Origin of the sequence: Natroniella sulfidigena (genome assembly GCF_023223645.1) — a bacterium.
GTDB classification, from domain to species: domain Bacteria; phylum Bacillota; class Halanaerobiia; order Halobacteroidales; family Halobacteroidaceae; genus Natroniella; species Natroniella sulfidigena.
Genome location: NZ_JALKBY010000009.1, coordinates 95,044 through 116,450, shown reverse-complemented (window position 1 = coordinate 116,450; position 21,407 = coordinate 95,044). Strand labels below are relative to the sequence as shown.

The following is a 21,407-nucleotide window of genomic DNA, read 5'->3' as shown; positions in this document are numbered from 1 at the left end:
TTAAAAGGAGTAACTTAGTAGGTCAGTTTACTAAGTTACTCTTTTTTTATTGTTTCTGAAATTATGTTTTCAGGGTTTTGATAACTTTTATTGGTTTGTTATGAATTTAATTACAATTAGCTCTTGACTAATAAATATAACAAATGCTATAATAGTTTGTGAAGAAGTTATTTTAATATTTTTATTTTTTTTACAAAAATGGGGGAGGTTGGATTAATGAAAAAGAGTTCAAGAATTATGTTGTTGTTGGCACTGGCTTTATCTATCGTAGTTATTGCAGTAGGTTGTAGAGATGAACAAGCTGCACAACTGTCAGAAGATGATCTATCTTTAGAAGGTACTTATGTTGGTCGTTCATGGAGAGGTCAGACAGAAGGTGTTGATGAATTTGATGAGGATGAGGTTGACAGGTATATCGAAACGATCTTAACACTTGATGAGGATGGGATTATTGAAGATGCTCAAATGAGATTCTTCGTACAAAATGATGGTTATTGGGCTCGTCGTGATGATGGTAGTGCTGATATTTCAGTCGACTTTGATGTAGAGCCTACTATGGCTAGCTTTAATAATGCTGGTGAATATGAACTTGGAAATTCCATGTTCGATGTTTCAACTACTGATATGATGGCTTTATATGCTGTGGCAGTAGATGAAGATACTGGAGATGTTGCAGCTTTACTTGTTGATCCATGGTATAGATTTGTACATGAGTTGAGATTGGATGCAGACTTTGACTTTGAAAATGCAACTATTGGTGAGGATTTGAATTATGCATCAGGTAATTTCTTTGCTACTACAAGAGCAGCTAGAGAGAATGAAATTGACTGGGAAGAGCAGTATGGAGATAATACTATCTTTGATTTCAATCAGTGGAATCATGTAATAACTGCACGTGGCCCATTTGAAGGAATGGATGAAAATACTTCTGTAAAAGACTTCTTAGCAGCAATGGGTGTTGAATTTGCTAATGGACAGCCACAACCAATGGACGTTGAATATGGTCGTCATAGTAATGGTGGTTGGCCTGGTACTATGGAAGCTATCGCAGACTATCTAATCGGTCAAGATGCAACTGAAGTTACTAACTTGTATGATGAAGACGCTGTATTATTTGGCCAAACAGAGCCTTTATCAGCAGCTATCAATGAAGATAATATCTTTGGTGCAGATGTACCAAGTGGAGCTACTCAAAATGTTCAAGATTCATTTGATGGTGTAGCTGGTGCAACAGTAAGAATTTCTCGAGAAGCTACATCTTATCAGCGTGCATTAGAAGCTGCTGGTATTCTTGATGAAGATGAAGTAATCGTTACTGATCGAATCTAGGAAATCATCAGTATTAATTACTAAATTTAATAAGCAGATTAAGCCCTTCGTAAATTAATTTTTACGAGGGGTTTTTCTATTTTATGACTTATCTAAAAAACTTTTGAAAACTTGTACTTGTTTACTTTGTTTTGTAATTATTTGTTATGAAATTGTTCACAATTTACCTTGACGACTTAATGTGACAAATGTTATAATGAATCGTGAAGAATTTATTTATTACCTTAAAAATTTTCTTACAAAACAGGGGGGTTATTAATGAAAAAGAGTTCAAGAATTATGTTACTTTTGGCTTTGGCTTTATCTATCGTAGTTATTGCAGTAGGTTGTAGAGATGAACAAGCTGCAACAACAGATGGGGAATCACTGGAAGGGACTTATGTTGGTCGTGCTTGGAGAGGGCAGACAGATGGTGTTGATGAATTTGATGCAGATGAGACTGACAGGTATATTGAAACTATCTTAACACTTGATGAAGATGGGATTATTGAAGATGCTCAAATGAGATTCTTCCAACAATATGATGGCTACTGGGGTGTTCGTAATGATGGTAGCGCTGATATTGAGGTTGACTTTTCAGTAGAGCCTACTATGGCTAGCTTTAATAATGCTGGTGAATATGAACTTGGAGATTCTATGTTCGATGTTTCAACTACTAACATGAATGCTTTATATGCTGTAGCAGTAGATGAGGATACTGGGGATGTTGCAGCTTTACTTGTTGATCCATGGTATAGATTTGTACATGAATTGAGATTGGATGAAGACTTTGATTTTGAAAATGCAACTATTGGTGAAGACTTAAATTATACATCAGGTAACTTCTTTGCTACTAAAAGAGCAGCTAGAGATAACGAAATTGACTGGGAAGAAGAGTATGGTGACAACACTATCTTTGACTTCATTGCGTGGAACCATGTAATGACAGCACGTGGTCCATTTGAAGGAATGGATGAAGATACTTCTGTTAAAGAATTCTTAGCAGCAATGGATGTTGAATTTGCTAATGGACAACCACAACCAATGGACGTTGAATATGGTCACCACAGTTTAGGTGGTTGGGATGGTAACTACGCAGCTGTTGAAGAGTTCTTGATCGGTCAAGATGCAACTGAGCTTACTAACTTATATGATGAAGATGCTGTATTAACTGGTCAAACAGAGCCTTTATCAGAGGCTATCAATGAAGATAATGTATTTGGTGCAGATGTACCAAGTGGAGCTACTCGAAATGTTCAAGATTCATATGATACTGTAGCTGGTGCAACAGTAAGAATGTCTCGAGAAGCTACATCTTATCAGCGTGCATTAGAAGCTGCTGGTATTCTTGATGAAGATGAAGTAATTGTTACTGATCGAATCTAGGAAATCGACCAGTATTAATTACTAAACTTAATAAGTAGATTAAGCCCTTCGTAAATTAATTTTACGGGGGCTTTTTCTATTTTATTCTTACTCGTCCAATCTTCCTTTGCTAACCACTCTTTTCATAGCATTTTTTATATTAAATTGTTGAGGGGCTTATAGTTGTTATCTCGGTTCATTATTAATATTCTACGTTATTTTATAAGAATCCTTTTAACTAGCCATTCGCTTTCGTTATAGCTTGATAACTAAAAGGAATAGTGACTGGTTACTAGCAAAATAAAAAAGTAAACAGTTCTTTTGATATTTTTCAAAAACAAGAATAATTTAATTTTAGAGACAATATTGTGGCACTTTTGTGCCACAATATTGAGTTGACAGTTTACGGTTTACAGTTGACAGTTGAAGGTCAAAATCTTAAGACCTTTGAAAGGTCTTATGTTTAGGGGTTTAGAGTGGGTTTGAATTTAGGTTTTCCTTCGGGTTCTTTAAACCCTTCGTGATGAAAAAATCAGCTCTTAGATTTTTTCTATCCACTGTCAACCGTCAACTGTTCACTGTAAACTGATATATAGTGGCAAAGTGCCACTATATATCAAATAAGTTTAATAATTAAGGTTGATAATAATATTATAACCGCCTGGATAAAAATTAATCTTTGGTTGTAATTAGTAATCATTACTGATATAATAAAAACTAGGTTAAGCTTAAGTCTGAGTTTGAGTAAATTCAAAAAGAATTACTTAAACTTAACCTTAAGCTTAGACTTAAACTAAATTATAGGGGTGGGTAAAATGGCTAAAGATAAGATTATAATTAAAGGGGCAGCTGAACATAATCTAAAGGAGATAGATGTTGAGATACCTCGGGATCAGTTAGTCGTCTTGACTGGGTTGAGTGGTTCTGGGAAGTCATCCTTGGCCTTTGATACGATTTATGCGGAGGGCCAACGTAGGTATGTCGAATCTCTATCTGCTTATGCCCGACAGTTCTTAGGGCAGATGGAGAAGCCGAAGGTTGAATATATTGAAGGATTATCGCCTTCGATTTCGATTGATCAGAAGACGACTAGCAAGAATCCTCGCTCTACAGTCGGAACGGTGACTGAGATTCATGATTACTTACGATTATTGTATGCTCGGATTGGGACGCCTCATTGTCCTGAATGTGGTCAGCAGATTTCATCTCAGACAGTTCAAGAGATTGTTGATCAGATTTTGGAGTTGGAAGAGAGGACTAAGTTTCAGGTGTTGGCCCCAGTTGTACGGGGGAGAAAAGGGGAGTATAAGGATCTGTTGGCCCAGATTAAACGGGATGGATTTGTTCGAGTCAGGGTTGATGGAGAGATTAGAGATATTAGTGAAGAGATTGATTTGGATAAGAATTATAAGCATTGGATTGAGGTAGTAGTCGATCGGTTGGTTATGAAAGATGGAATCAAATCTAGATTGGCTGATTCTTTGGAGACTGCTTTGGAGTTGGCTGATGGGTTGGTAATTATTGATCTGATAGATGGTGAAGAATTATTATTCAGTGAGAGCTTTGCTTGTCCAGATTGTGGGGTTAGTTTAGAAGAGTTATCACCACGGATGTTTTCTTTTAATAGTCCTTATGGAGCTTGTTCTACTTGTGATGGTTTGGGAGTTAAGCGGGAATTTGATCCTGATTTGATTCTTGATTATGAACTGTCATTGGCTGAGGGGGCGATTATTCCGTGGCAGAAATCAAGGAGTAGATATTATCCACAAATGGTAGCAGCAGTAGCTGATAGGTACGGTGTTGATCGCCATCGACCATTGAAGGAAGCTGATCAAGAGTTTATCGATGTTTTATTGTATGGTGCTAGCAATCCAATTGAATTTGAATATACAAATCGAAAAGGTAGGACTAGATTACACCAGAAAAAGTTTGAAGGATTATTAGAGGTCTTTAATAGGAAGTTTAGAGAGAGTAAGTCGAAGCGAAAGAGAAAGAAGTTGGAGTCATATATGAGTATTGGCCATTGTCCAGAATGTGCTGGAGCTCGTCTAAATCGGAAGAGTCTGGCCGTAACAGTAGGTGGCAAGTCGATTGCCGAGATAAGTAGGATGTCGATTGAGGAAGCTTATGATTTCTTTGCTAACTTGGAGTTGAGCCAACGGAATCAGATTATTGGAACTGAGATCTTAAAGGAGATTAAGGAGCGGTTGAAGTTTTTGGTTAATGTAGGTCTAGTCTATTTGACCTTGGATCGTTCGGCAGGGACTTTATCTGGTGGAGAGGCACAACGAATTAGATTAGCAACGCAGATTGGTTCCAGTCTGGTTGGGGTAATTTATATCTTAGATGAGCCGAGTATCGGTCTGCATCAGCGGGATAATCGACGTTTGATCGATACCTTACAGGAATTGCGTGATCTGGGTAATACGGTCTTGGTCGTTGAACATGATGAAGAGACGATCAGAACGGCTGATCATGTTATTGATATTGGGCCCAAGGCAGGTAGACATGGTGGAGAGATAGTGGCTCAAGGTAAGGTTGAGGATATCATAGCAGCAGAGGAGTCTTTGACTGGACAGTATCTGTCAGGTGAGAAGGAAATTAAGGTGCCAGCTCAAAGGTTAGAACCTAATGGGAAATACTTAGAAATCAAAGGTGCCCGCCAGAATAACTTGAAGGATCTAGATGTCAAGATACCTTTAGGGACATTTACTTGTGTGACTGGAGTCTCTGGTTCTGGGAAGAGTACGCTGGTTAATGAAATCTTGAATCGAAGGCTGATGAAGGAGTTTTATAGCTCTAAGAAGAGGCCAGGTGAGCATGATCAAGTAGTAGGGATGGAGCATCTAGATAAGGTGATTAATATCGATCAGTCACCGATTGGTCGAACCCCACGTTCTAATCCAGCGACCTATACTAAGGTCTTTGATCATATTCGCGATGTCTTTGCGAAGACGCCGTTGGCCCAAGAGCGAGGTTATAAGAAAGGGCGATTTAGCTTTAATGTTAAGGGGGGACGGTGTGAAGGCTGTAAAGGAGATGGCATTATCAAGATTGAGATGCACTTTTTAGCCGATGTTTATGTTCCCTGTGAAGTCTGTGATGGTCAGCGGTATAATCGTGAGACATTAGAGGTTGATTATAAAGGAGAGACGATTGCTGATGTATTGGAGATGACAGTTGAGGAAGCTTTAGAGTTCTTTCAAAATATACCTAAAATTAAGCGGAGATTGCAGACTTTATATGATGTCGGTTTAGGTTATATTAGATTAGGACAACCTTCGACTACTCTATCAGGAGGAGAAGCACAACGGGTTAAGTTAGCAACAGAGTTGAGTAAGAGGAGTACAGGAAGTACAATCTATATCTTGGACGAACCAACGACCGGTCTTCATTTTGAAGATGTCAATAAACTCTTACAGGTCTTACAGCGATTAAAAGAAGGTGGCAATACTGTATTAGTAATTGAGCATAATTTGGATGTAATTAAGAGTGCTGATTATATTATTGATTTAGGGCCAGAAGGTGGAGATTATGGTGGAGAAGTAGTAGCTACTGGTACTCCAGAAGAGGTTGCAGAGGTTGAAAGTTCTTATACAGGCCAGTTTTTGCAGGAGATATTGTGAAAGAAAAAGAACACTAGTCTCTCAGAGACTAGTGTTCTTACTAATATATTTTAGTAGATGGTCCAAAAACCTAAGACTAACAAGATTAAGATTAGAAATAAGACGAAAGCATCTTGCCCCTTTTTGTATTTACCCATTTGTCTTCCTCCTTTCTAATCTGTTTGCTATATATTATGTAGTTATGTAATAAAATGTTAATTTGTATTGAACCACGAATGAACCCTAATAAAAAATAAAGATAAATAATGGATTGAACTTAAAATCGAAAAAGGATAAACTATGGAATTAAATTAATAAAGAGTTTAAAAAAATTACATAATTTTTGACTATCAATTTTAAACTATCAATTATCAATTCAGTTTTTTAACTGTCAATTGTTAATTGTAAACTGTAAATTGCTTTTCCGAGGGGGTGGTTAAGATCGATTTAAAAGTTAAAGCGAAGAATTTACCTGATGAGCCTGGGGTCTATTTAATGAAGGATCAGACGGGCCAAATTATTTATGTTGGTAAGGCTAAGTCACTACGTAAGCGGGTTAAGTCTTACTGGCAATCTAGTAAGCAAAGATTTAAGACTAAGGTCTTGGTCGATAGGATTGCTGATTTTGAATCTATTGTGACCGATACTGAAGTGGAGGCCTTGATCTTAGAGAATAATCTGATTAAGAAGTATAATCCTAAATTTAATATTCAGCTAAAGGATGATAAGACTTATCCTTATATTAAGGTAACGGTAGCTGAAGCTTATCCTCGTGTCTATAAGACACGGATTGTCAAGAATGATGGTTCTCGTTACTTTGGCCCGTATACAGATGTTAAAGCGGTCAATGATTTATTGGATTTAGTAACTGATTTATTTTCCCTGCGGGATTGTAAACGGGAGTTAACGGTAAAAAAAGAAGAACGAGCTTGTCTGAACTACCATATTGACAAGTGCCATGCTCCGTGTATTAACGAAATTAGCCAGGCTGAATATAATGAATTAATAGCACAAGTAACTATGATTTTAGAGGGAAAAGAAGAGAATTTAGTCAAGCAATTAGAGAGTAAGATGGAGCAAGCAGCACAAGATTTAGAATTTGAAGTTGCTGCTAAGTTGAGAGATCAAATTAGAGCGATCAATAAAGTGACCCAAAAACAGAAGGTTGTAGCAGAGAAGTTGATCAATCAAGATATAATTGCTCTGGCTACTGAAGATGATGATATTTGCTTGCAGTTATTAATTGTCAGAAGTGGAAGGTTGATAGGAAAAGAGGATTTTATTTTTGCTGAGAGTGATGATTTAGCAGAGGTAGTGACTGCCTTCTTACAGCAGTATTATGATCAGGTCTATTATATTCCTGAGGAGATCTTATTAGAGTTTATGATTGATGATCTAGCAGTAATTGAAGAGTGGTTACAGCGTAAGAAGGGTGGTAAAGTAGAGCTTAGAGTTCCTAAGCAAGGACAGAAAAGAGGATTGGTTGAGTTAGCAGCTCGTAATGCTCGATATAATTTGAAGGAGTATCGCTTTAAGGAAAAGTTTAGCTCGCAAAAGTTAGGTCAAGGGGTTAAGCAGTTACAGCAGGAGTTAGGGTTTAAACAGCCACCTGTTAGAATTGAAGGGTTTGATATTTCTAATTTGCAGGGGACAGATACGGTTGCTTCTTTAGTTAGCTTTAAAAATGGTCAACCATATAAGAAGGGGTATCGTCGCTTTAAGATTAAGAGTGTAGAGGGCCAAGATGACTTTGCTGCGATGAATGAGGTTATCTATCGAAGATATTCTCGATTAGTAGAGGAAGGAAGAGAATTTCCAGATCTGATCTTGATCGATGGTGGAAAAGGGCAGTTGAATTCAGCTTTAGAGGTTTTGAAGGAGTTGGGAAGAGAAGGACAGCAGATTATCAGTTTAGCTAAGAGGGAAGAAGAGGTCTTTGTACCAGGAAAAAAAGCACCTGTCAGATTGGCCAGGGATTCGGCAGGGTTATATTTAGTGCAGCGGGTACGAGATGAAGCACACCGCTTTGCAGTCAGTTACCATCGAAAGCTAAGAGGGCGGAGATTGACCCATTCGATGTTGGATGATATTCCAGGGATTGGTCAAAAGCGACGCGAGGCTTTATTACAGTACTTTGGATCATTAGAGAAGATCAAGACAGCTTCTATAAAGGAGTTGGCTAAAGTTAAAGGGATTAGTGATAATTTAGCAACGGGAATTAAAGAGTATTTAGAACAGCATCTTCGACCTTAGAGTATAAGGAAATATTATAAACTGATATTTTGAATTTAATTGTGAAGGATGCATCGTAAATTGTCAAATGAAACGGGAGGGAGTAGAATGACACGAGTTATTAAATTATTTATTTCGATGTTGGCCCTGATTTTGACTGCCCAGTTAATACCTGGGATTTCGATTGCTAATTTAGGGGCCGGTTTATGGGCTGCTTTAATATTAGGGTTGGTTAATACATTTATCAAACCAATTTTGACCTTATTTACCTTACCATTGACGATTTTAAGCTTTGGTTTCTTTTTAGTGCTTATCAATGGTGGAATGCTGTTATTAACTGCTTGGCTTGTGCCAGGATTTGCTGTAGCTAACTTTTTAGCTGCAATATTAGGGGCAATTTTGGTCAGTATTCTTAATAATTTAATGTTAAAAGCTTTGATATAAGTCATGAGTGTTAATTTAAGATGATTTTTTGTAGTATAAAGATTTGAAGTAAAGTTTTATTACAACATTGTGTGAGTTTCAGTGTTCGTGTGAGTGTGAGTGGAAATCATAAATTAAAACCTTTTTAGCTCGAAAGTTTTTGGCTTTGACTGAGACTTATTACACAGACTAACACTATTTGCATGAATGAATTGTTTGACAATTCAAAGAGGGTGTTTTATAATTTATTTAAAGAAAGAAAATTTGCTTAATCTTTTGATAATACTTAAAACTTATATTAGTAATTGAAGTTGAGTTTGAAGCTTAGTTTAAATAAAAGTAACCCCTAATTCTTTTAGTGAACTTAAATCTTAATTTTAAACTTAATCCTATCCAAGAAAGGGTGAAAAGATGCAGAATAAATTCGTAGCAGGTAGATATGTCAATTATCCTTGTGTTAAAGGCTGTAATCATCATTTGCAATTGAAGGAGGATATTTCAGAGCTGGCAGGAGATGCTGAGGTAAGTTTAGAATGCCCAACTTGTGATATAGAACGGAAATATTCAGTTAAAGAGGTAATGAGTATCATCAATTCGATGGAACATTATAATTAATTTTAAATAATCTGTATGTTATTTTGTAAAAAGGATACAATATTATAGGGTGGTAACTTTTATTAAATAATTTTTTAACGGCAGCCATGATGATGGTTGTCTTTTTTTTATTACAAAATAGCTTAAGTCTAAGGCTGAGTTTGAGGTTAAGTCAACCATTAAAACCATAAGGTCTTACTTAAACTTAGACTTACCCTTAAACTTAATATCAATAGATTTGTAGTTTAAGTCTTTGTTCTTATTTAGGAAATTATGTTTCTTAAAAATTATTGATTATTTTTTATTTTGGTTTTACTTAACCTCAACCTTAAACTTAGACTTAGTCTTAAACTATGACCAAAGGTCATTTCCCCTTGACAATAGTTAGAAATTTTGGTATTCTGATAACATACCACATGGGGGTATATCATAAAAATAAGGGAGGCTTTAATTATGAAGGAAGTATTTACAGTTAAAGGTATGTCTTGTGGTCATTGCAAGAATGCTGTGGAGTCAGCTTTAGCCGATGTAGATGGTGTTAAAGAAGCAGTGGTTGATTTAGAAGCTGAAGAAGTAGAGGTTGAATTTGATGATAGTCAGACTGATTTAAAACAATTGAAGGAAGTAGTTACAGAAGAAGGTTATAAAGTAAGTTAAATAGTGATAAAGGCCACCCCTTAGCTAAGGGGTGGTTTTTAAAATTAGCTAAAATCTAAATAAATATTTTGATTTTGATTGAATATATTGTATAATCAAAGGTAAAGATTTTTATAAATATCTTAAGAGCAAAGAAAATATTGTAAATTTTTGGAGGTTAATCGTTTTATAGCTCTTGATTATTGAGTTTTTAGTTTTTTGAGCTTGATATTTTGAATTTAAGAGTATTGTATAAATTAAAAGGGGGTTAGATTGAATGAGCTCATATAAAAAAAAGAAGGAAGACTTGTTAAATAGATTAAAGCGAATAGAAGGGCAAGTACGTGGAGTACACAGAATGGTTGAAGATGATAAGTACTGTGCTGATATTTTGGTACAAATTGCTGCTGTCAAAGGGGCTTTAAATAAGGTGGGAAAGACTATTTTAGAAAAGCATGCTCATGGATGTGTCCAGAATGCAATTGCAACTGGAGATGGAGATGAAAAGATTGATGAATTGTTAGAAATTCTATTTAAGTTTAATAAGTGAAAGGATGATAAAGTTGAAGCAATATGCTGAAGTTTTAGAAAGTATTGATTCTGAACAAAAGGTTAAAGTGGAGATCAGAAGACATTCTGCTTGTGGTGACTGTGGTAAGTGTGATGAAAGAAATAGCATGAAATTGGTGATTGATAATGATTTAGAAGCTCAAGAAGGGGATATTGTTGTCTTAGAACTGCAAGAAAATGATCTCTTAAGTGCTGCAGTAGTAATCTATTTGGTTCCTTTATTAGGTTTGATAGCTGGTTACTTCTTAGGGCTTGCTTTAGGAATTGAAGCGGAGTTGTTTAGAGTTTTATTAGGATTTGTATTATTTGGATTATCTTTTGTATTAGCTAGAAAATTTGGAGATTATAGAGCAGATAAGTATGAAGCAAAAATGATTGAAATTACTAATGGTTGAGGCAGAAAGGGAAGTGATAGGAATGGATTATAAATTAGTAGCTATAGATTTAGACGATACTTTGTTAGCAGATGATTTAGAGATTTCTAAACGGACGGTTGAAGCAATCGAAGAAGCTCAAAAACAGGGGGTTAGAGTAGTGATTGCTACTGGTAGAATGCACTCTTCTGCGTTACCATATGCAAAATTATTAGGATTAGAGAATGAATTAATTACTTATAATGGGGCTTTAGTGAAGCAGTTAGTTGATAATCAAACTTTATATCATGAGCCTGTTTCTGCTGAGTTGGCCCGGCAGATTGCTAAGGTTGCTCAAGAGTATGATCTACATATTAATTTTTATCTAGATGATCTGTTATATGTCAATAAAGCAGGTGCTGAAGCTGACTATTATGAAGAAGTAGCAGGGATTAAACCAATCTTAATTACTGAAGATCTAGTCGATTTTGTCGACCAACCTTCAACTAAGATCTTAATTATTGAAAATGATAAAGCTAAGTTAAAGGAAGCTTTTGCTGAATTGACTGCTAAATTTTCTGATTCATTAACGATAACTACTTCTAAGGCAAACTTTATAGAGATTATGTCTCAAGAGGTCTATAAAGGTAATACTTTGGCTAATCTAGCTACAGAATTAGGGATTGAAGCAGAAGAGGTGATGGCAATTGGTGATAGTTATAATGATCTAGAGATGATAGAATATGCTGGCTTAGGAGTAGCAGTAGGAAATGCTAAAGAAGAGATTAAAGAAGAAGCTGACTATATTACTGGAGCAAATGATGAAGAAGGGGTTGCTCAAGTTATTGAGAAGTTTATACTGTAAAAGTGATTAGTAATTAGTGATTAGTAACTAGTAAAAACAAATTCTTTAAAATCTTTTGAACTTACTGATCACTGATAACTTTTTCAAAGGAGGCTAAAAAAATGGATTTAGAAGAGATTTATCAAACAGCTAGAGAAAAGATGGAAGGTTATTGTCGGGTTTGTTCTGTCTGTGATGGGAGAGCCTGTAAAGGAGAAGTTCCTGGCATGGGAGGAGCAGGAACTGGGTCTTCTTTTCAAGCTAACTTGGCAGCTTGGCAAGATTATAAATTACAGTTGCGAACTTTACATCAGGCAGATGATCCAGATACAAGTGTTACTATTTTAGGGGAAAAGTTAACTACTCCAATTCTTAAGGCTCCAGTGACTGGTAGTCAGTATAATATGGGAGGAGCTTTATCTGAAGAGGAATATACTAAGGTAGTTGTAGAAGGTAGTCAGGAATTTGGAACGATTGCTATGACAGGAGATAGTGGAGATCCAACCGTTTATGATGTAGGGGTGGATGCTATTCAAGCTTGTGATGGTTTTGGAATTCCAATTATTAAGCCTCGTGAACAGGATGAGATTAAAAAACGGATCAAGATGGCAGAAGAGGTTGGTAGTAAAGCGGTAGGAATTGATGTTGATGGAGCTGGCTTAATTACTATGGCTTTGAAGAATCAGCCTGTTGGCCCGAAGAGCAAAGAAGAGCTAGAAGAGTTGGTTGCTAGTACTGAGTTGCCATTGATCTTAAAAGGGATTATGACGGCTGATGAAGCTAGATTGGCTGTAGATGCTGGAGTTGAGATGATTGTTGTCTCTAACCATGGAGGACGAGTATTAGATTCAACACCTGGAACGGCTGAGGTATTGCCAGAGATAGCTGCGGAAGTGGGAGATGAAGCAACGATCTTGGTTGATGGTGGAATCAGAGCTGGGGTTGATGTTTTAAAGGCCTTAGCTTTAGGAGCGGATGCAGTTTTAGTTGCTAGACCGTTGATTATTGCTGCTTTTGGTGGCGGAAAAGAAGGATTTAAGTTGTTATTGGATAATTTAACGACTGAATTAAAGAAGGCAATGATTCTGACTGGTTGCAATAGTGTTGACGAGATTAGCTCTGATATTTTGCGGAAATATTAAAAATAAAACTTTATTACAATTATGTGTCAGTTATGTGTGTGTGGGTGAAAATAATTTTGTAGGGGCAGGTCTCCGTGCCTGCCCGTGAAATGAATAAATTATTAGCCATATGTTTTAACGTATGGCGGGCGTTGTTAAACCAAGGCTTATTAAAGGTGTGAGCCACAGGTTTTACCACCCCAAGAGTACTTCCTCAGTCGGCATAAACCACCTCCTTCAGGGCGCTGTGGTGGGATTACGAAGTCTCGATTGGACTACAGGTTAAAACCTGTAGCTTGGACTTAAAAATAAAGGGCGAACACAGAGATTCGCCCCTACACAAACACATTATTGCACGAGCGAAAAGTGAAACTTTATATCAATTTAAGATCATATAGTAGATTCAATGATAATTGGAAATAATGAGAGTAAAGTAGTGATGCAAAGCAGGGAGGAAAATGGCTAATGGATTTTAAAGAACTTAGTAATTTAGATGATGTTAAAGAGTTTAAAATAAGTAAAGATAGAAGTCTTTTTTCTGCAACTCATCAAGAAATAGAGTCAGGAGCAACGACCGATATTTATTTTATTAAGACCAGAGAAATCTTAGACAAGTTAGAGCAGACTGATACTCAGGTTGTAGCTGAAGTTTTTGCTAATAGGTCTGGGGTTGTAGCTGGAATTGATGAAGCTTTGAACCTATTGCAGGAAAAGGATGTTAAGGTTTGGGCTTTAGAAGAGGGGACGAGTATAGATAAAAAAGAGGTTGTAATGAAGATTGAAGGAGCTTATAATGATTTTGGTATCTTTGAAACAGCTATTTTAGGTACTTTATCGAGTTCAAGTGGTTGGGCGACTGCTGCTAGAAAGTGTAAAGAGGCTGCTGCAGATAAGCCGATGTTATGCTTTGGAGCTCGACATTTACACCCTGCTGTTGCTCCAGTAATGGAGCGTGCTGCCTTGATTGGAGGAGCAGATGGAGCTAGTTGTATCTTAGGGGCCAAACTTGGAGGAACGGAGCCATCTGGTACAGTACCTCATGCCTTAATCTTAACGGTCGGTGATACCTTAGAAGTAGCTCAAGCATATCATGAATTTATGCCTGAAGATGCACCACGGGTTATTTTGGTTGATACATTCCAAGATGAAGCAGTTGAAGCATTAAGAATTGCTGATAAACTAGAGGGTGCTTTAGATGGGATTAGGCTGGATACTGCTTCTGAACGTGGTGGAGTGACTGCTGGATTAGTAAAAGAGGTTAGAGCTCGCTTGGATCAAGCTGGGCATGAAGACGTCAATATCTTTGTATCAGGAGGGCTGACTCCTACTAGAATTGAGGAGTTATCAGAGTTAGGAGCCGATGGTTTTGGTGTTGGTAGTTATATTTCGGGAGCTAAAGGGATTAATATGACGATGGATTTAAAAGAGATTGCTGGTAAGCCAATAGCAAAAAGAGGTAGGATTCCCGGACAGACTGACAATTCTAGATTAAAGAGGATATTATAGCTAAAAGGGCCTTGATTGGCTCTTTTTTCTTGTCGTATAATGTCTTTTTTTAATCCATTTTGCAGGATTTTTGTGTGGTTTCAAGAATAAGTATAGGAAATAGGTTATTTAATCTGGAGCTAAATGTCTGAACATTACAAATTTATAGATGAAATGGAAAATATAGATTATTAATATTAGTTGTGTTGAGGGGGAAAAATGATAGAAAAGGATTATGTTATTGGTATTGATCTTGGAGGGACGAAGATTTTGACCATGTTGGTTGATCAACAGGGGGATATTATAGCTAAGGTCAAAAGAGCAACTGAAGCAGATAAAGAGCCAAGTAAGATCATCGACAATCTAAAGCAGACGGTAGTTACAGTAACTGAGCAAGCAGGGATTGGATTAGATGAAGTTAAAGGGATTGGGTTAGGAGCTCCTGGATTACTTGATCTTGAGCAAGGAGCTATTATAGATACTCCGAATCTAAATCTTAAAGGTGTTCAGATTGTTGAGCAACTAAAAGAATTTGGTCCTGCTGTATTTTTGGAAAATGATGCTAACGCAGCAGCGATAGCAGAAAAGTGGTTTGGAGCAGGAAGAGATGTTGAGGATTTGGTGTATGTGACAGTCAGTACTGGGATTGGTGGAGGAATTATAGTTAATGGTGAAGTATGCCATGGTTTAGGTAATGGTGGTGAGATTGGACATATGACTATCGATCCGACTAGTAAATTACAATGCAGTTGTGGTAATTATGGTTGTTGGGAAGTGTTGGCTTCTGGTACTGCGTTGGCCCGTAGGGCCAAGGAAGTTGTTATTTCTAACCCTGATACTTTACTAAGGCAAATGGTTGAAGATATTGAGCAGATTGATGGTGCTATTGTAGCAGAAGCTGCACGTAAAGGGGATTTAGTTGCTCAAGGATTAATGACTGAATTGGCTGAGTATGTAGGGCTTGGATTGGCCAATTTAATTACTATATTTAATCCAGAAAAGATTGTACTTGGTGGTGGGGTTTCAAAGTCTTGGGAGTTATTAAAACCAACGGTTGAAGAAACTATTAGCAAGCGGGTAATGAAGCCTTTATTAGATGGTTTTGAAATAGTTGTTGCCCAATTAGGGACTGAAGCAGGAGGTATTGGTGCTGCTACAATTGCTTTATTAAAGTTGGAACTAATTTAGTTAGATAAAATTTGAACTTATTAATTTAGGGGAGGAATCATGGATCAAATATCTGTAGAGAAGATAATCGATAAATTTGGATTAAAACAATTAAACCAAACTCCTATTAAAAATCAAATAACAGTAAGTGATATTAAAAGACCAGGAATAGAGTTAGCTGGTTTCTTTGATTATTTTACTCCTGAAAGAATTCAAATTTTAGGTAGAACGGAGATTTCTTTTTTAACTGAATTACCATTAGAGTTATTAGAAGAGAGATTGAATAAATTTTTAGGATATCAAATTCCTTGTGTGATTATTACTAGAGGATTGGAGCCAGTAGAAAAATTAATTGAGATTTCTGAAAAGAATAATATTCCAATTTTAAGTACTGATTCTTCAACTACAAGTTTTATTAGTTGTTTAACTACCTATTTGGAAGAAACATTTGCTCCTCAAGTTACGAGGCATGGAGTCTTAGTTGAAATTTATGGAGTTGGGGTTTTGATTAAAGGAAGTAGTGGAATTGGAAAGAGTGAGAGTGCTCTAGATCTAGTAAAGAGAGGACATCGCTTGATAGCAGATGATGCAGTAATAATCAAGCGGGTAATGAGAAGTAAGTTAGTAGGGACTTCACCGGAGATATCAAAACATCATCTGGAGTTGAGGGGTTTGGGAATTATTAATGTTAAAACCCTTTTTGGGGCAGGAGCAGTTCGAGAAGCACAAAATATTGATCTAATTATTCAGCTAGAGAAATGGGATCAACAGAAAAACTATGATCGGTTAGGTTTAGATGATGAAATGGTTGAAATTTTAGAGGTTACTGTTCCTAGAGTGGTGATACCTGTTAAACCAGGAAGGAATTTAGCGATGGTGATGGAAGTAGCAGCTATGAATTTTCGTTTAAAGAGTACAGGATATAATGCTGCTAAAGAGTTTACTAAACGATTGGAGAATGAATTAAAAGATAAGAATAGTTAATTAACTATATAATCAAAAATAAGTTGCAATATGAGGTGAATAAAAATGGAGCTAACTGATTTTTCAGTAGAGGATATTATTAAAGCAGATGGAGAAAGGACAATAGGTAAAATTGCAACAGTTTTAGCTATGGTAGATGATCAGTGTGATGATCAATTGGTTGATACATTTATTTCAGAGGGTTATAAGGTAGTTATTACACGAGCTGGTGGCAAAGGTGAGCAGCTTAAAAATAAGGTGTTACGAAATACTTTAGGAGCTGCTGTAAAAGGAAATGTGATTGATGAAGGAATTCAAGATCGGAGGGTCTTAACTAGATGTGTTGAGCGTGCTTTAGTAGCACTCAATGGGCCAATGAGTGGTATCTCTGGAGCAGGGATTAAGATTGGAATTGTTAAAAAAGATGCTCATTTAGCTGTAGCAATCCACGGCAAATTAGGGATTCCAGGGTTGGATATTGATCATGAAATTTCTGGGTTAGGTGTTCATTATTACGGTTTGAGTGCTGAATAAAATTATAAAACAGCTTAAGTCTAAGGTTGAGGAAATGGTTTTTATTACGAAGGGTTTTTATAAACCCGAAGGTAAGGCTAAGCCAACCGTTAAAAGCATAAGGACTTAGGTTTTACTTAAACTTAGACTTAGCCTCAAACTTAATATCAGTTCATTTTCACTTGCTCGACTCCGCTTAAATTATTTAAGCGGAGCTTTTTTAAATTAAGAGAATAATATTCCTTTGCTTTATTTCATAACAATAGGTAAGAGAATTTTTAAAGGAGAGGTTTTGATGAGAAGAGTTAAGGGAATATTATTTCTGAGCTTAACTATACTATTAATTGGGTTTTCTGTTCAAGCAGGGAATAATGTTATCTTTGAGATGGAAGATCCGATAGGAGATGAATATGGTCCAGGGAGTTATTTATATCCTAAAAGTGAACAATTTGAGCCATATCAAGGGTTATTTGATTTGACTTATTTTAAGGTGGAAGAAGAAGCAGATAATTATAATTTTTATTTCAAATTTGTAGAGTTGACCAATCCTTGGCATGCTAAATATGGCTTTAGTCATCAATTGATCCAGGTTTATATTGATAATGATGAAGGAGGTAGGACGGATACCTTTAAACCTGGGGCCAACGTTCAATTCGAAGAACGACATCCGTGGAATAAATTAATTAAGATTACTGGTTGGTCATTGGAGATTTTTGATCACCGAGCTGATATTGAGGCAGATGGAAGGGTTGAAGAAGGGGATATAACGGTCTTAGATGATAATCAAACAATTAAAGTTACCATCCCACAACAGAAGTTAGGTGATTTAGAAAAAGCACATTATTATGTTTTGGTGGGAGCATTAGATGGTTTTGGTTATGATAATTATCGTCAAGTGCAAGAAGAGCCTACAGGTTGGCAATTTGGAGGTGGAACTGATACTGATTTAAATCCCAATGTTTTAGATATTTTAGTGCCTGAAGGGATGGAGCAAAAGGAGATTTTAGGAAGCTATGATTTAGAAAATCAAGAATTGGCTACTATCAGAGCTGTTGGCCCGGAAGTAAGTCTACAACTTAAATTCATTATTATATTTGGGTTTGTAGCTTTATTAGTGTTATCTTTAGTTGGAGCAGCAATTAAGTTTATCTTAACTAAGATAGCTAAGCAGAATGAGTAATGACAAAAATTGTTTATTATAAGATAGAGGCTGTAGTAAATACTATAGGTAAACACTATTTAAGGAGGGTGTTAAGTTGGAGCATTCAGAAGTGGTAGTAAATCCAACACCAATTAGTGCTGGAGAGAAAGTAACAGTTAACTATAAGGGATTGTTGGCAGATGAAGGAGCAGAGGAAGTTTATTTACATGCTGGGGTTGGTTATAATGACAAGTGGCGTGAAATAACAAATATTAAAATGGAACCTAGTCCTCAAGGAGAATGGACTGCTCAACTAAGAGTAAATACTACTGAGCGGTTAAATTTTTGTTTTAAGGATTCAGCAGAAAATTGGGATAATAATGGTGGACATAATTGGAGTTTTGAAGTGCATAATGGCCAACAATATAGTTAAATTAGATAAAGAGCCTTCAGTTAACTGAAGGCTCTTTATTTTTTTATGCTGTTAATAAAAATTAATTCTTTTTAAACAGTGTAGAGGAGGAAGTATTTGAAATTTCATGTTCAGATTCTAAAGAGGCATCTGGTTGGTAAGGGACATATTCTTTTTCTTGATCGACAACTTTCATCCATAAATCACCATATTCAAATTCAGGTTGATCAGTAGGAGTTAAGACTGGATTTGATTTTGCCAGAGTGATAAATAACTGGTTCTCTGTTAATAAGCCAATTTCTGCATAATATTCATGATTAGCATGTGGTACTTCGATATACCAATTATCAGTAGTAGGTGAGATTTCTATATCGAAGTAATTATCAACTTCTCCTGCTGTAAGATCATAAACTCTAAGTGTTGGTTGTCCTTCTTCTAGCTCTAAGCATGATGCATCCCAATAAGCATGAATTGAAGTGGGAGATTGGGTTAGTAGGGCTAGCTTATTATCACAAACATTATCCCTCAGATCATCTAATAGCTCTTCAGAAAGGGCAGGGATATTTATATAAGCATCATGAGGGATACTAATAAGATTTTCTGTTTGGTGATTAATACCGTGTTTCCAGTAGTTACTGACTAATAGATTATTATCAAATTCAGGATCTGAATCAAATTGAGTTAATTCTTCTCCAGCTTCTAGTTCATAATTTAACTTATTCAAGTCTGGTTCTGCTTTGTCTTCATGTTGGTTAGTCTCAGATTTAACTCCAGGGTCATCTCTATCAAGCCACAGAAAGTAAAAGATGACGCCACTGACTAAGACAGCAATCAAAGAATAAATTAATAGTAACATTAGATACTCACCTCTTTATAATTAGCATTTTTATTACTTTGGTAAATTTGATAATCTAGCTTGGAGAATAAGTTGTTTTTACTCTCTAATTGATTTAAATAATTTTGATCAATTTTATTTTGTTGGATTTGCTTATAAAGCTTTTCAAAGTTTTTAAAGTGTTGGTTAAGCCGTCTATTAGCATACTCTGTCATTGTATCCGTTTTTAAAATAAATGCCCAATCACTACTTTGGGCCAATAGCAATTCTCTAGCAAGTTGATTTAGAGCTCTTTTTTCTAACTGTTCAGGGTTAGTTACTCTGTTAGCCAGATTGATCATCTGCTCAGTAATGCGATGGAGTTTAGGATAAATCCAGTCATTGGTTCGATTTAGCCAGACTTGATTGTAACCTTCAGCTCCCCAACTTGATTGAGAAGGAGTTGCCACTTGATTGATTGGATATCTGTCTAGATATTGACTAGGTGTAATTAATTTAATCTCTTCTTGATCATAAGCTATCTTTCTAATTAAAAATTCTAACCACGTTGGCCCTTCATACCACCAATGTCCAAATAATTCTGCATCGTAAGGTGAAATAATGATTGGAGTTCGATCCATCTGTTGATTTAGATATTCTGCTTGAACTTGACGGTTGAAAAGGAAGTTTCCAGCGTGAATAGCAGCTTTCTCTTTGGCCCAGCGAGGTTTATAAACTTGTTTATGACTGCCCTCACCAGTAATTCTATAATACTTAATACCGGTCTGTTTTCTAAATCCTTCCGGATGAAGATGTGGTTTAATATAATCATAGTCTAGATCATAACCAATATCACGATAGAATTCACGATAATCATGATCCCCTGGATAGCCTTCTGTAGCACTCCAAACCTGCTTTGAAGATTCTAAATCTCTACCAAAAGCTGCTACTCCAGAAGGGCAATAAATAGGAGCGAAGTTAGCATAGTGTGGTTTAGGGTTTGAATTTAAGATCCCATGGCTGTCAGTAAAGAAGTAACGAAGCCCTTCATCCCATAAAAACTGGTCTTGCCCAGGATAATAACCACATTCAGGAATCCAAATTCCTGCTGGTTGGCAATCAAAATGTTGTTGATAGGTCTTGATGCCAAGCTTAATTTGAGCTCTAACAGCTTCAGGATATAATTTCATTAGAGGTAGATAGCCATGAGTAGCAGAACACGTGATTATTTCTAATACTCCAAGGTCTTGAAAATTCTTGAAGGCAGTAACTAAATTACCATCATAGGCTTGAAAAATTCTTTTAGCATCTAAAAAATTTTGCTGATACATGTGGGCTAAATGATGAAATTCAGGATCATTTTTAGTTCGCTCTAACTCCTTATTACTGAGCTCGATTAAGTTATCTAAATAATCTAGATAACGCTTTTGAAGTAAATCATCTGTCAGCATCGAGATCAAAGTTGGAGATAGTGAAAGAGTCAGATTGAAGTTTACTCCATCTTTAATCAAATTTGAAAAGACTTTGATTAAAGGAATATAAGTTTCAGTTATTGCTTCATGAAGCCATTCTTCCTCTAAGACATGTTTATCCTCTGGATGTCGGACGTAAGGTAAATGAGCGTGTAAAATTATAGATAGTAATCCATTCTTTTTCATTGGTTCACCTCCTGACAATTATAAGGATTACTTTTATTAATATGCTAAATTTAAAGTTAAGATATTCATTTTAGGATGAATAAAAAAAGGAAAGTGGGTAAATTTATAATTAGAGATCAAATCGAGTTAAACAACATGCAATTTAGTTGAACTATTAATTTTTAATTGTGAATCGTGACAATTTAAAGGGAGGAAAAGAAAGT

The 21,407-nt window shown here is 36.1% G+C and carries 19 protein-coding genes; 17 read left to right on the top strand and 2 right to left on the bottom strand.

Annotated features, from left to right (window positions below; all coding sequences use genetic code 11):
• Window positions 1-216 precede the first annotated feature (216 nt).
• From MWH28_RS07555 to MWH28_RS07475, 17 genes are all read left to right on the top strand, one after another.
• Window positions 217-1,329 carry a hypothetical protein gene (locus tag MWH28_RS07555; RefSeq protein ID WP_248618696.1) on the top strand — a complete coding sequence of 371 codons (1,113 nt, stop codon included), beginning with the start codon at window positions 217-219 and terminating at the stop codon, window positions 1,327-1,329.
• Between the two features lie 258 nt (window positions 1,330-1,587).
• Window positions 1,588-2,694 carry a hypothetical protein gene (locus tag MWH28_RS07550; RefSeq protein WP_248618695.1) on the top strand — a complete coding sequence of 369 codons (1,107 nt, stop codon included), beginning with the start codon at window positions 1,588-1,590 and terminating at the stop codon, window positions 2,692-2,694.
• Between the two features lie 794 nt (window positions 2,695-3,488).
• Entirely contained in the window at window positions 3,489-6,299 is a 2,811-nt protein-coding gene (uvrA, locus tag MWH28_RS07545) for an excinuclease ABC subunit UvrA (protein WP_248618694.1), read from the top strand.
• Between the two features lie 411 nt (window positions 6,300-6,710).
• Window positions 6,711-8,531, top strand: coding sequence for an excinuclease ABC subunit UvrC (gene uvrC, locus MWH28_RS07540; RefSeq protein ID WP_345894757.1), 1,821 nt, complete (start codon window positions 6,711-6,713; stop codon window positions 8,529-8,531).
• Between the two features lie 87 nt (window positions 8,532-8,618).
• A complete protein-coding gene (locus tag MWH28_RS07535) occupies window positions 8,619-8,954 on the top strand; it encodes a phage holin family protein (RefSeq protein ID WP_248618693.1) in 336 nt (111 codons plus the stop codon).
• Between the two features lie 390 nt (window positions 8,955-9,344).
• Window positions 9,345-9,548: a hypothetical protein gene (locus MWH28_RS07530; protein ID WP_248618692.1), complete on the top strand. Its 204-nt coding sequence runs from the start codon at window positions 9,345-9,347 to the stop codon at window positions 9,546-9,548.
• A 429-nt stretch (window positions 9,549-9,977) separates the two neighbouring features.
• A complete protein-coding gene (locus tag MWH28_RS07525; RefSeq protein WP_345894760.1) occupies window positions 9,978-10,184 on the top strand; it encodes a heavy-metal-associated domain-containing protein in 207 nt (68 codons plus the stop codon).
• A 256-nt stretch (window positions 10,185-10,440) separates the two neighbouring features.
• Window positions 10,441-10,713, top strand: a complete 273-nt coding sequence (locus MWH28_RS07520) for a metal-sensitive transcriptional regulator (protein ID WP_248618690.1) — start codon at window positions 10,441-10,443, stop codon at window positions 10,711-10,713.
• A gap of 13 nt (window positions 10,714-10,726) precedes the next feature.
• Window positions 10,727-11,128 carry a SoxR reducing system RseC family protein gene (locus tag MWH28_RS07515; RefSeq protein ID WP_248618689.1) on the top strand — a complete coding sequence of 134 codons (402 nt, stop codon included), beginning with the start codon at window positions 10,727-10,729 and terminating at the stop codon, window positions 11,126-11,128.
• A complete protein-coding gene (locus MWH28_RS07510; protein ID WP_248618688.1) occupies window positions 11,109-11,951 on the top strand; it encodes a Cof-type HAD-IIB family hydrolase in 843 nt (280 codons plus the stop codon). The genes MWH28_RS07515 and MWH28_RS07510 overlap by 20 nt, the downstream gene beginning before the upstream one ends.
• Before the next feature lie 101 nt (window positions 11,952-12,052).
• Window positions 12,053-13,072 (top strand): alpha-hydroxy-acid oxidizing protein, encoded by a 1,020-nt coding sequence (locus MWH28_RS07505; RefSeq protein WP_248618687.1) that lies wholly within the window; start codon window positions 12,053-12,055, stop codon window positions 13,070-13,072.
• Between the two features lie 444 nt (window positions 13,073-13,516).
• Window positions 13,517-14,557 carry a nicotinate phosphoribosyltransferase gene (locus MWH28_RS07500; RefSeq protein ID WP_248618686.1) on the top strand — a complete coding sequence of 347 codons (1,041 nt, stop codon included), beginning with the start codon at window positions 13,517-13,519 and terminating at the stop codon, window positions 14,555-14,557.
• 198 nt (window positions 14,558-14,755) lie between these two features.
• Complete coding sequence (locus MWH28_RS07495; RefSeq protein ID WP_248618685.1) at window positions 14,756-15,724, top strand: ROK family protein; 969 nt, start codon at window positions 14,756-14,758, stop codon at window positions 15,722-15,724.
• Between the two features lie 39 nt (window positions 15,725-15,763).
• Window positions 15,764-16,687, top strand: a complete 924-nt coding sequence (gene hprK, locus MWH28_RS07490; protein WP_248618684.1) for an HPr(Ser) kinase/phosphatase — start codon at window positions 15,764-15,766, stop codon at window positions 16,685-16,687.
• A gap of 45 nt (window positions 16,688-16,732) precedes the next feature.
• Window positions 16,733-17,200 (top strand): HutP family protein, encoded by a 468-nt coding sequence (locus tag MWH28_RS07485; RefSeq protein WP_248618683.1) that lies wholly within the window; start codon window positions 16,733-16,735, stop codon window positions 17,198-17,200.
• Window positions 17,201-17,474: 274 nt separating this feature from the next.
• On the top strand, window positions 17,475-18,359 hold the full coding sequence (locus MWH28_RS07480; RefSeq protein WP_248618682.1) for a glucodextranase DOMON-like domain-containing protein: 885 nt from the start codon (window positions 17,475-17,477) through the stop codon (window positions 18,357-18,359).
• A 76-nt stretch (window positions 18,360-18,435) separates the two neighbouring features.
• Window positions 18,436-18,753, top strand: coding sequence for a carbohydrate-binding protein (locus tag MWH28_RS07475; RefSeq protein ID WP_248618681.1), 318 nt, complete (start codon window positions 18,436-18,438; stop codon window positions 18,751-18,753).
• 61 nt (window positions 18,754-18,814) lie between these two features.
• Here MWH28_RS07475 and MWH28_RS07470 read toward each other — a convergent pair whose 3' ends face one another.
• Window positions 18,815-19,588 (bottom strand): DUF4912 domain-containing protein, encoded by a 774-nt coding sequence (locus MWH28_RS07470; RefSeq protein ID WP_248618680.1) that lies wholly within the window; start codon window positions 19,586-19,588, stop codon window positions 18,815-18,817.
• Complete coding sequence (locus MWH28_RS07465; RefSeq protein ID WP_248618679.1) at window positions 19,588-21,204, bottom strand: glycoside hydrolase family 57 protein; 1,617 nt, start codon at window positions 21,202-21,204, stop codon at window positions 19,588-19,590. The genes MWH28_RS07470 and MWH28_RS07465 overlap by 1 nt, the downstream gene beginning before the upstream one ends.
• Between the last annotated feature and the right edge of the window lie 203 nt (window positions 21,205-21,407).

Bases quoted from the DNA above. Each gene is read 5' to 3' on its own strand.
- MWH28_RS07470 (WP_248618680.1), bottom strand. From the start codon at position 19,588: ATGTTACTATTAATTTATTCTTTGATTGCTGTCTTAGTCAGTGGCGTC.
- MWH28_RS07465 (WP_248618679.1), bottom strand. From the start codon at position 21,204: ATGAAAAAGAATGGATTACTATCTATAATTTTACACGCTCATTTACCT.
- MWH28_RS07505 (WP_248618687.1), top strand. From the start codon at position 12,053: ATGGATTTAGAAGAGATTTATCAAACAGCTAGAGAAAAGATGGAAGGT.
- MWH28_RS07530 (WP_248618692.1), top strand. From the start codon at position 9,345: ATGCAGAATAAATTCGTAGCAGGTAGATATGTCAATTATCCTTGTGTT.
- uvrA (WP_248618694.1), top strand. From the start codon at position 3,489: ATGGCTAAAGATAAGATTATAATTAAAGGGGCAGCTGAACATAATCTA.
- MWH28_RS07535 (WP_248618693.1), top strand. From the start codon at position 8,619: ATGACACGAGTTATTAAATTATTTATTTCGATGTTGGCCCTGATTTTG.
- MWH28_RS07485 (WP_248618683.1), top strand. From the start codon at position 16,733: ATGGAGCTAACTGATTTTTCAGTAGAGGATATTATTAAAGCAGATGGA.
- MWH28_RS07555 (WP_248618696.1), top strand. From the start codon at position 217: ATGAAAAAGAGTTCAAGAATTATGTTGTTGTTGGCACTGGCTTTATCT.
- MWH28_RS07480 (WP_248618682.1), top strand. From the start codon at position 17,475: ATGAGAAGAGTTAAGGGAATATTATTTCTGAGCTTAACTATACTATTA.
- hprK (WP_248618684.1), top strand. From the start codon at position 15,764: ATGGATCAAATATCTGTAGAGAAGATAATCGATAAATTTGGATTAAAA.
- MWH28_RS07495 (WP_248618685.1), top strand. From the start codon at position 14,756: ATGATAGAAAAGGATTATGTTATTGGTATTGATCTTGGAGGGACGAAG.
- MWH28_RS07500 (WP_248618686.1), top strand. From the start codon at position 13,517: ATGGATTTTAAAGAACTTAGTAATTTAGATGATGTTAAAGAGTTTAAA.
- MWH28_RS07520 (WP_248618690.1), top strand. From the start codon at position 10,441: ATGAGCTCATATAAAAAAAAGAAGGAAGACTTGTTAAATAGATTAAAG.
- MWH28_RS07550 (WP_248618695.1), top strand. From the start codon at position 1,588: ATGAAAAAGAGTTCAAGAATTATGTTACTTTTGGCTTTGGCTTTATCT.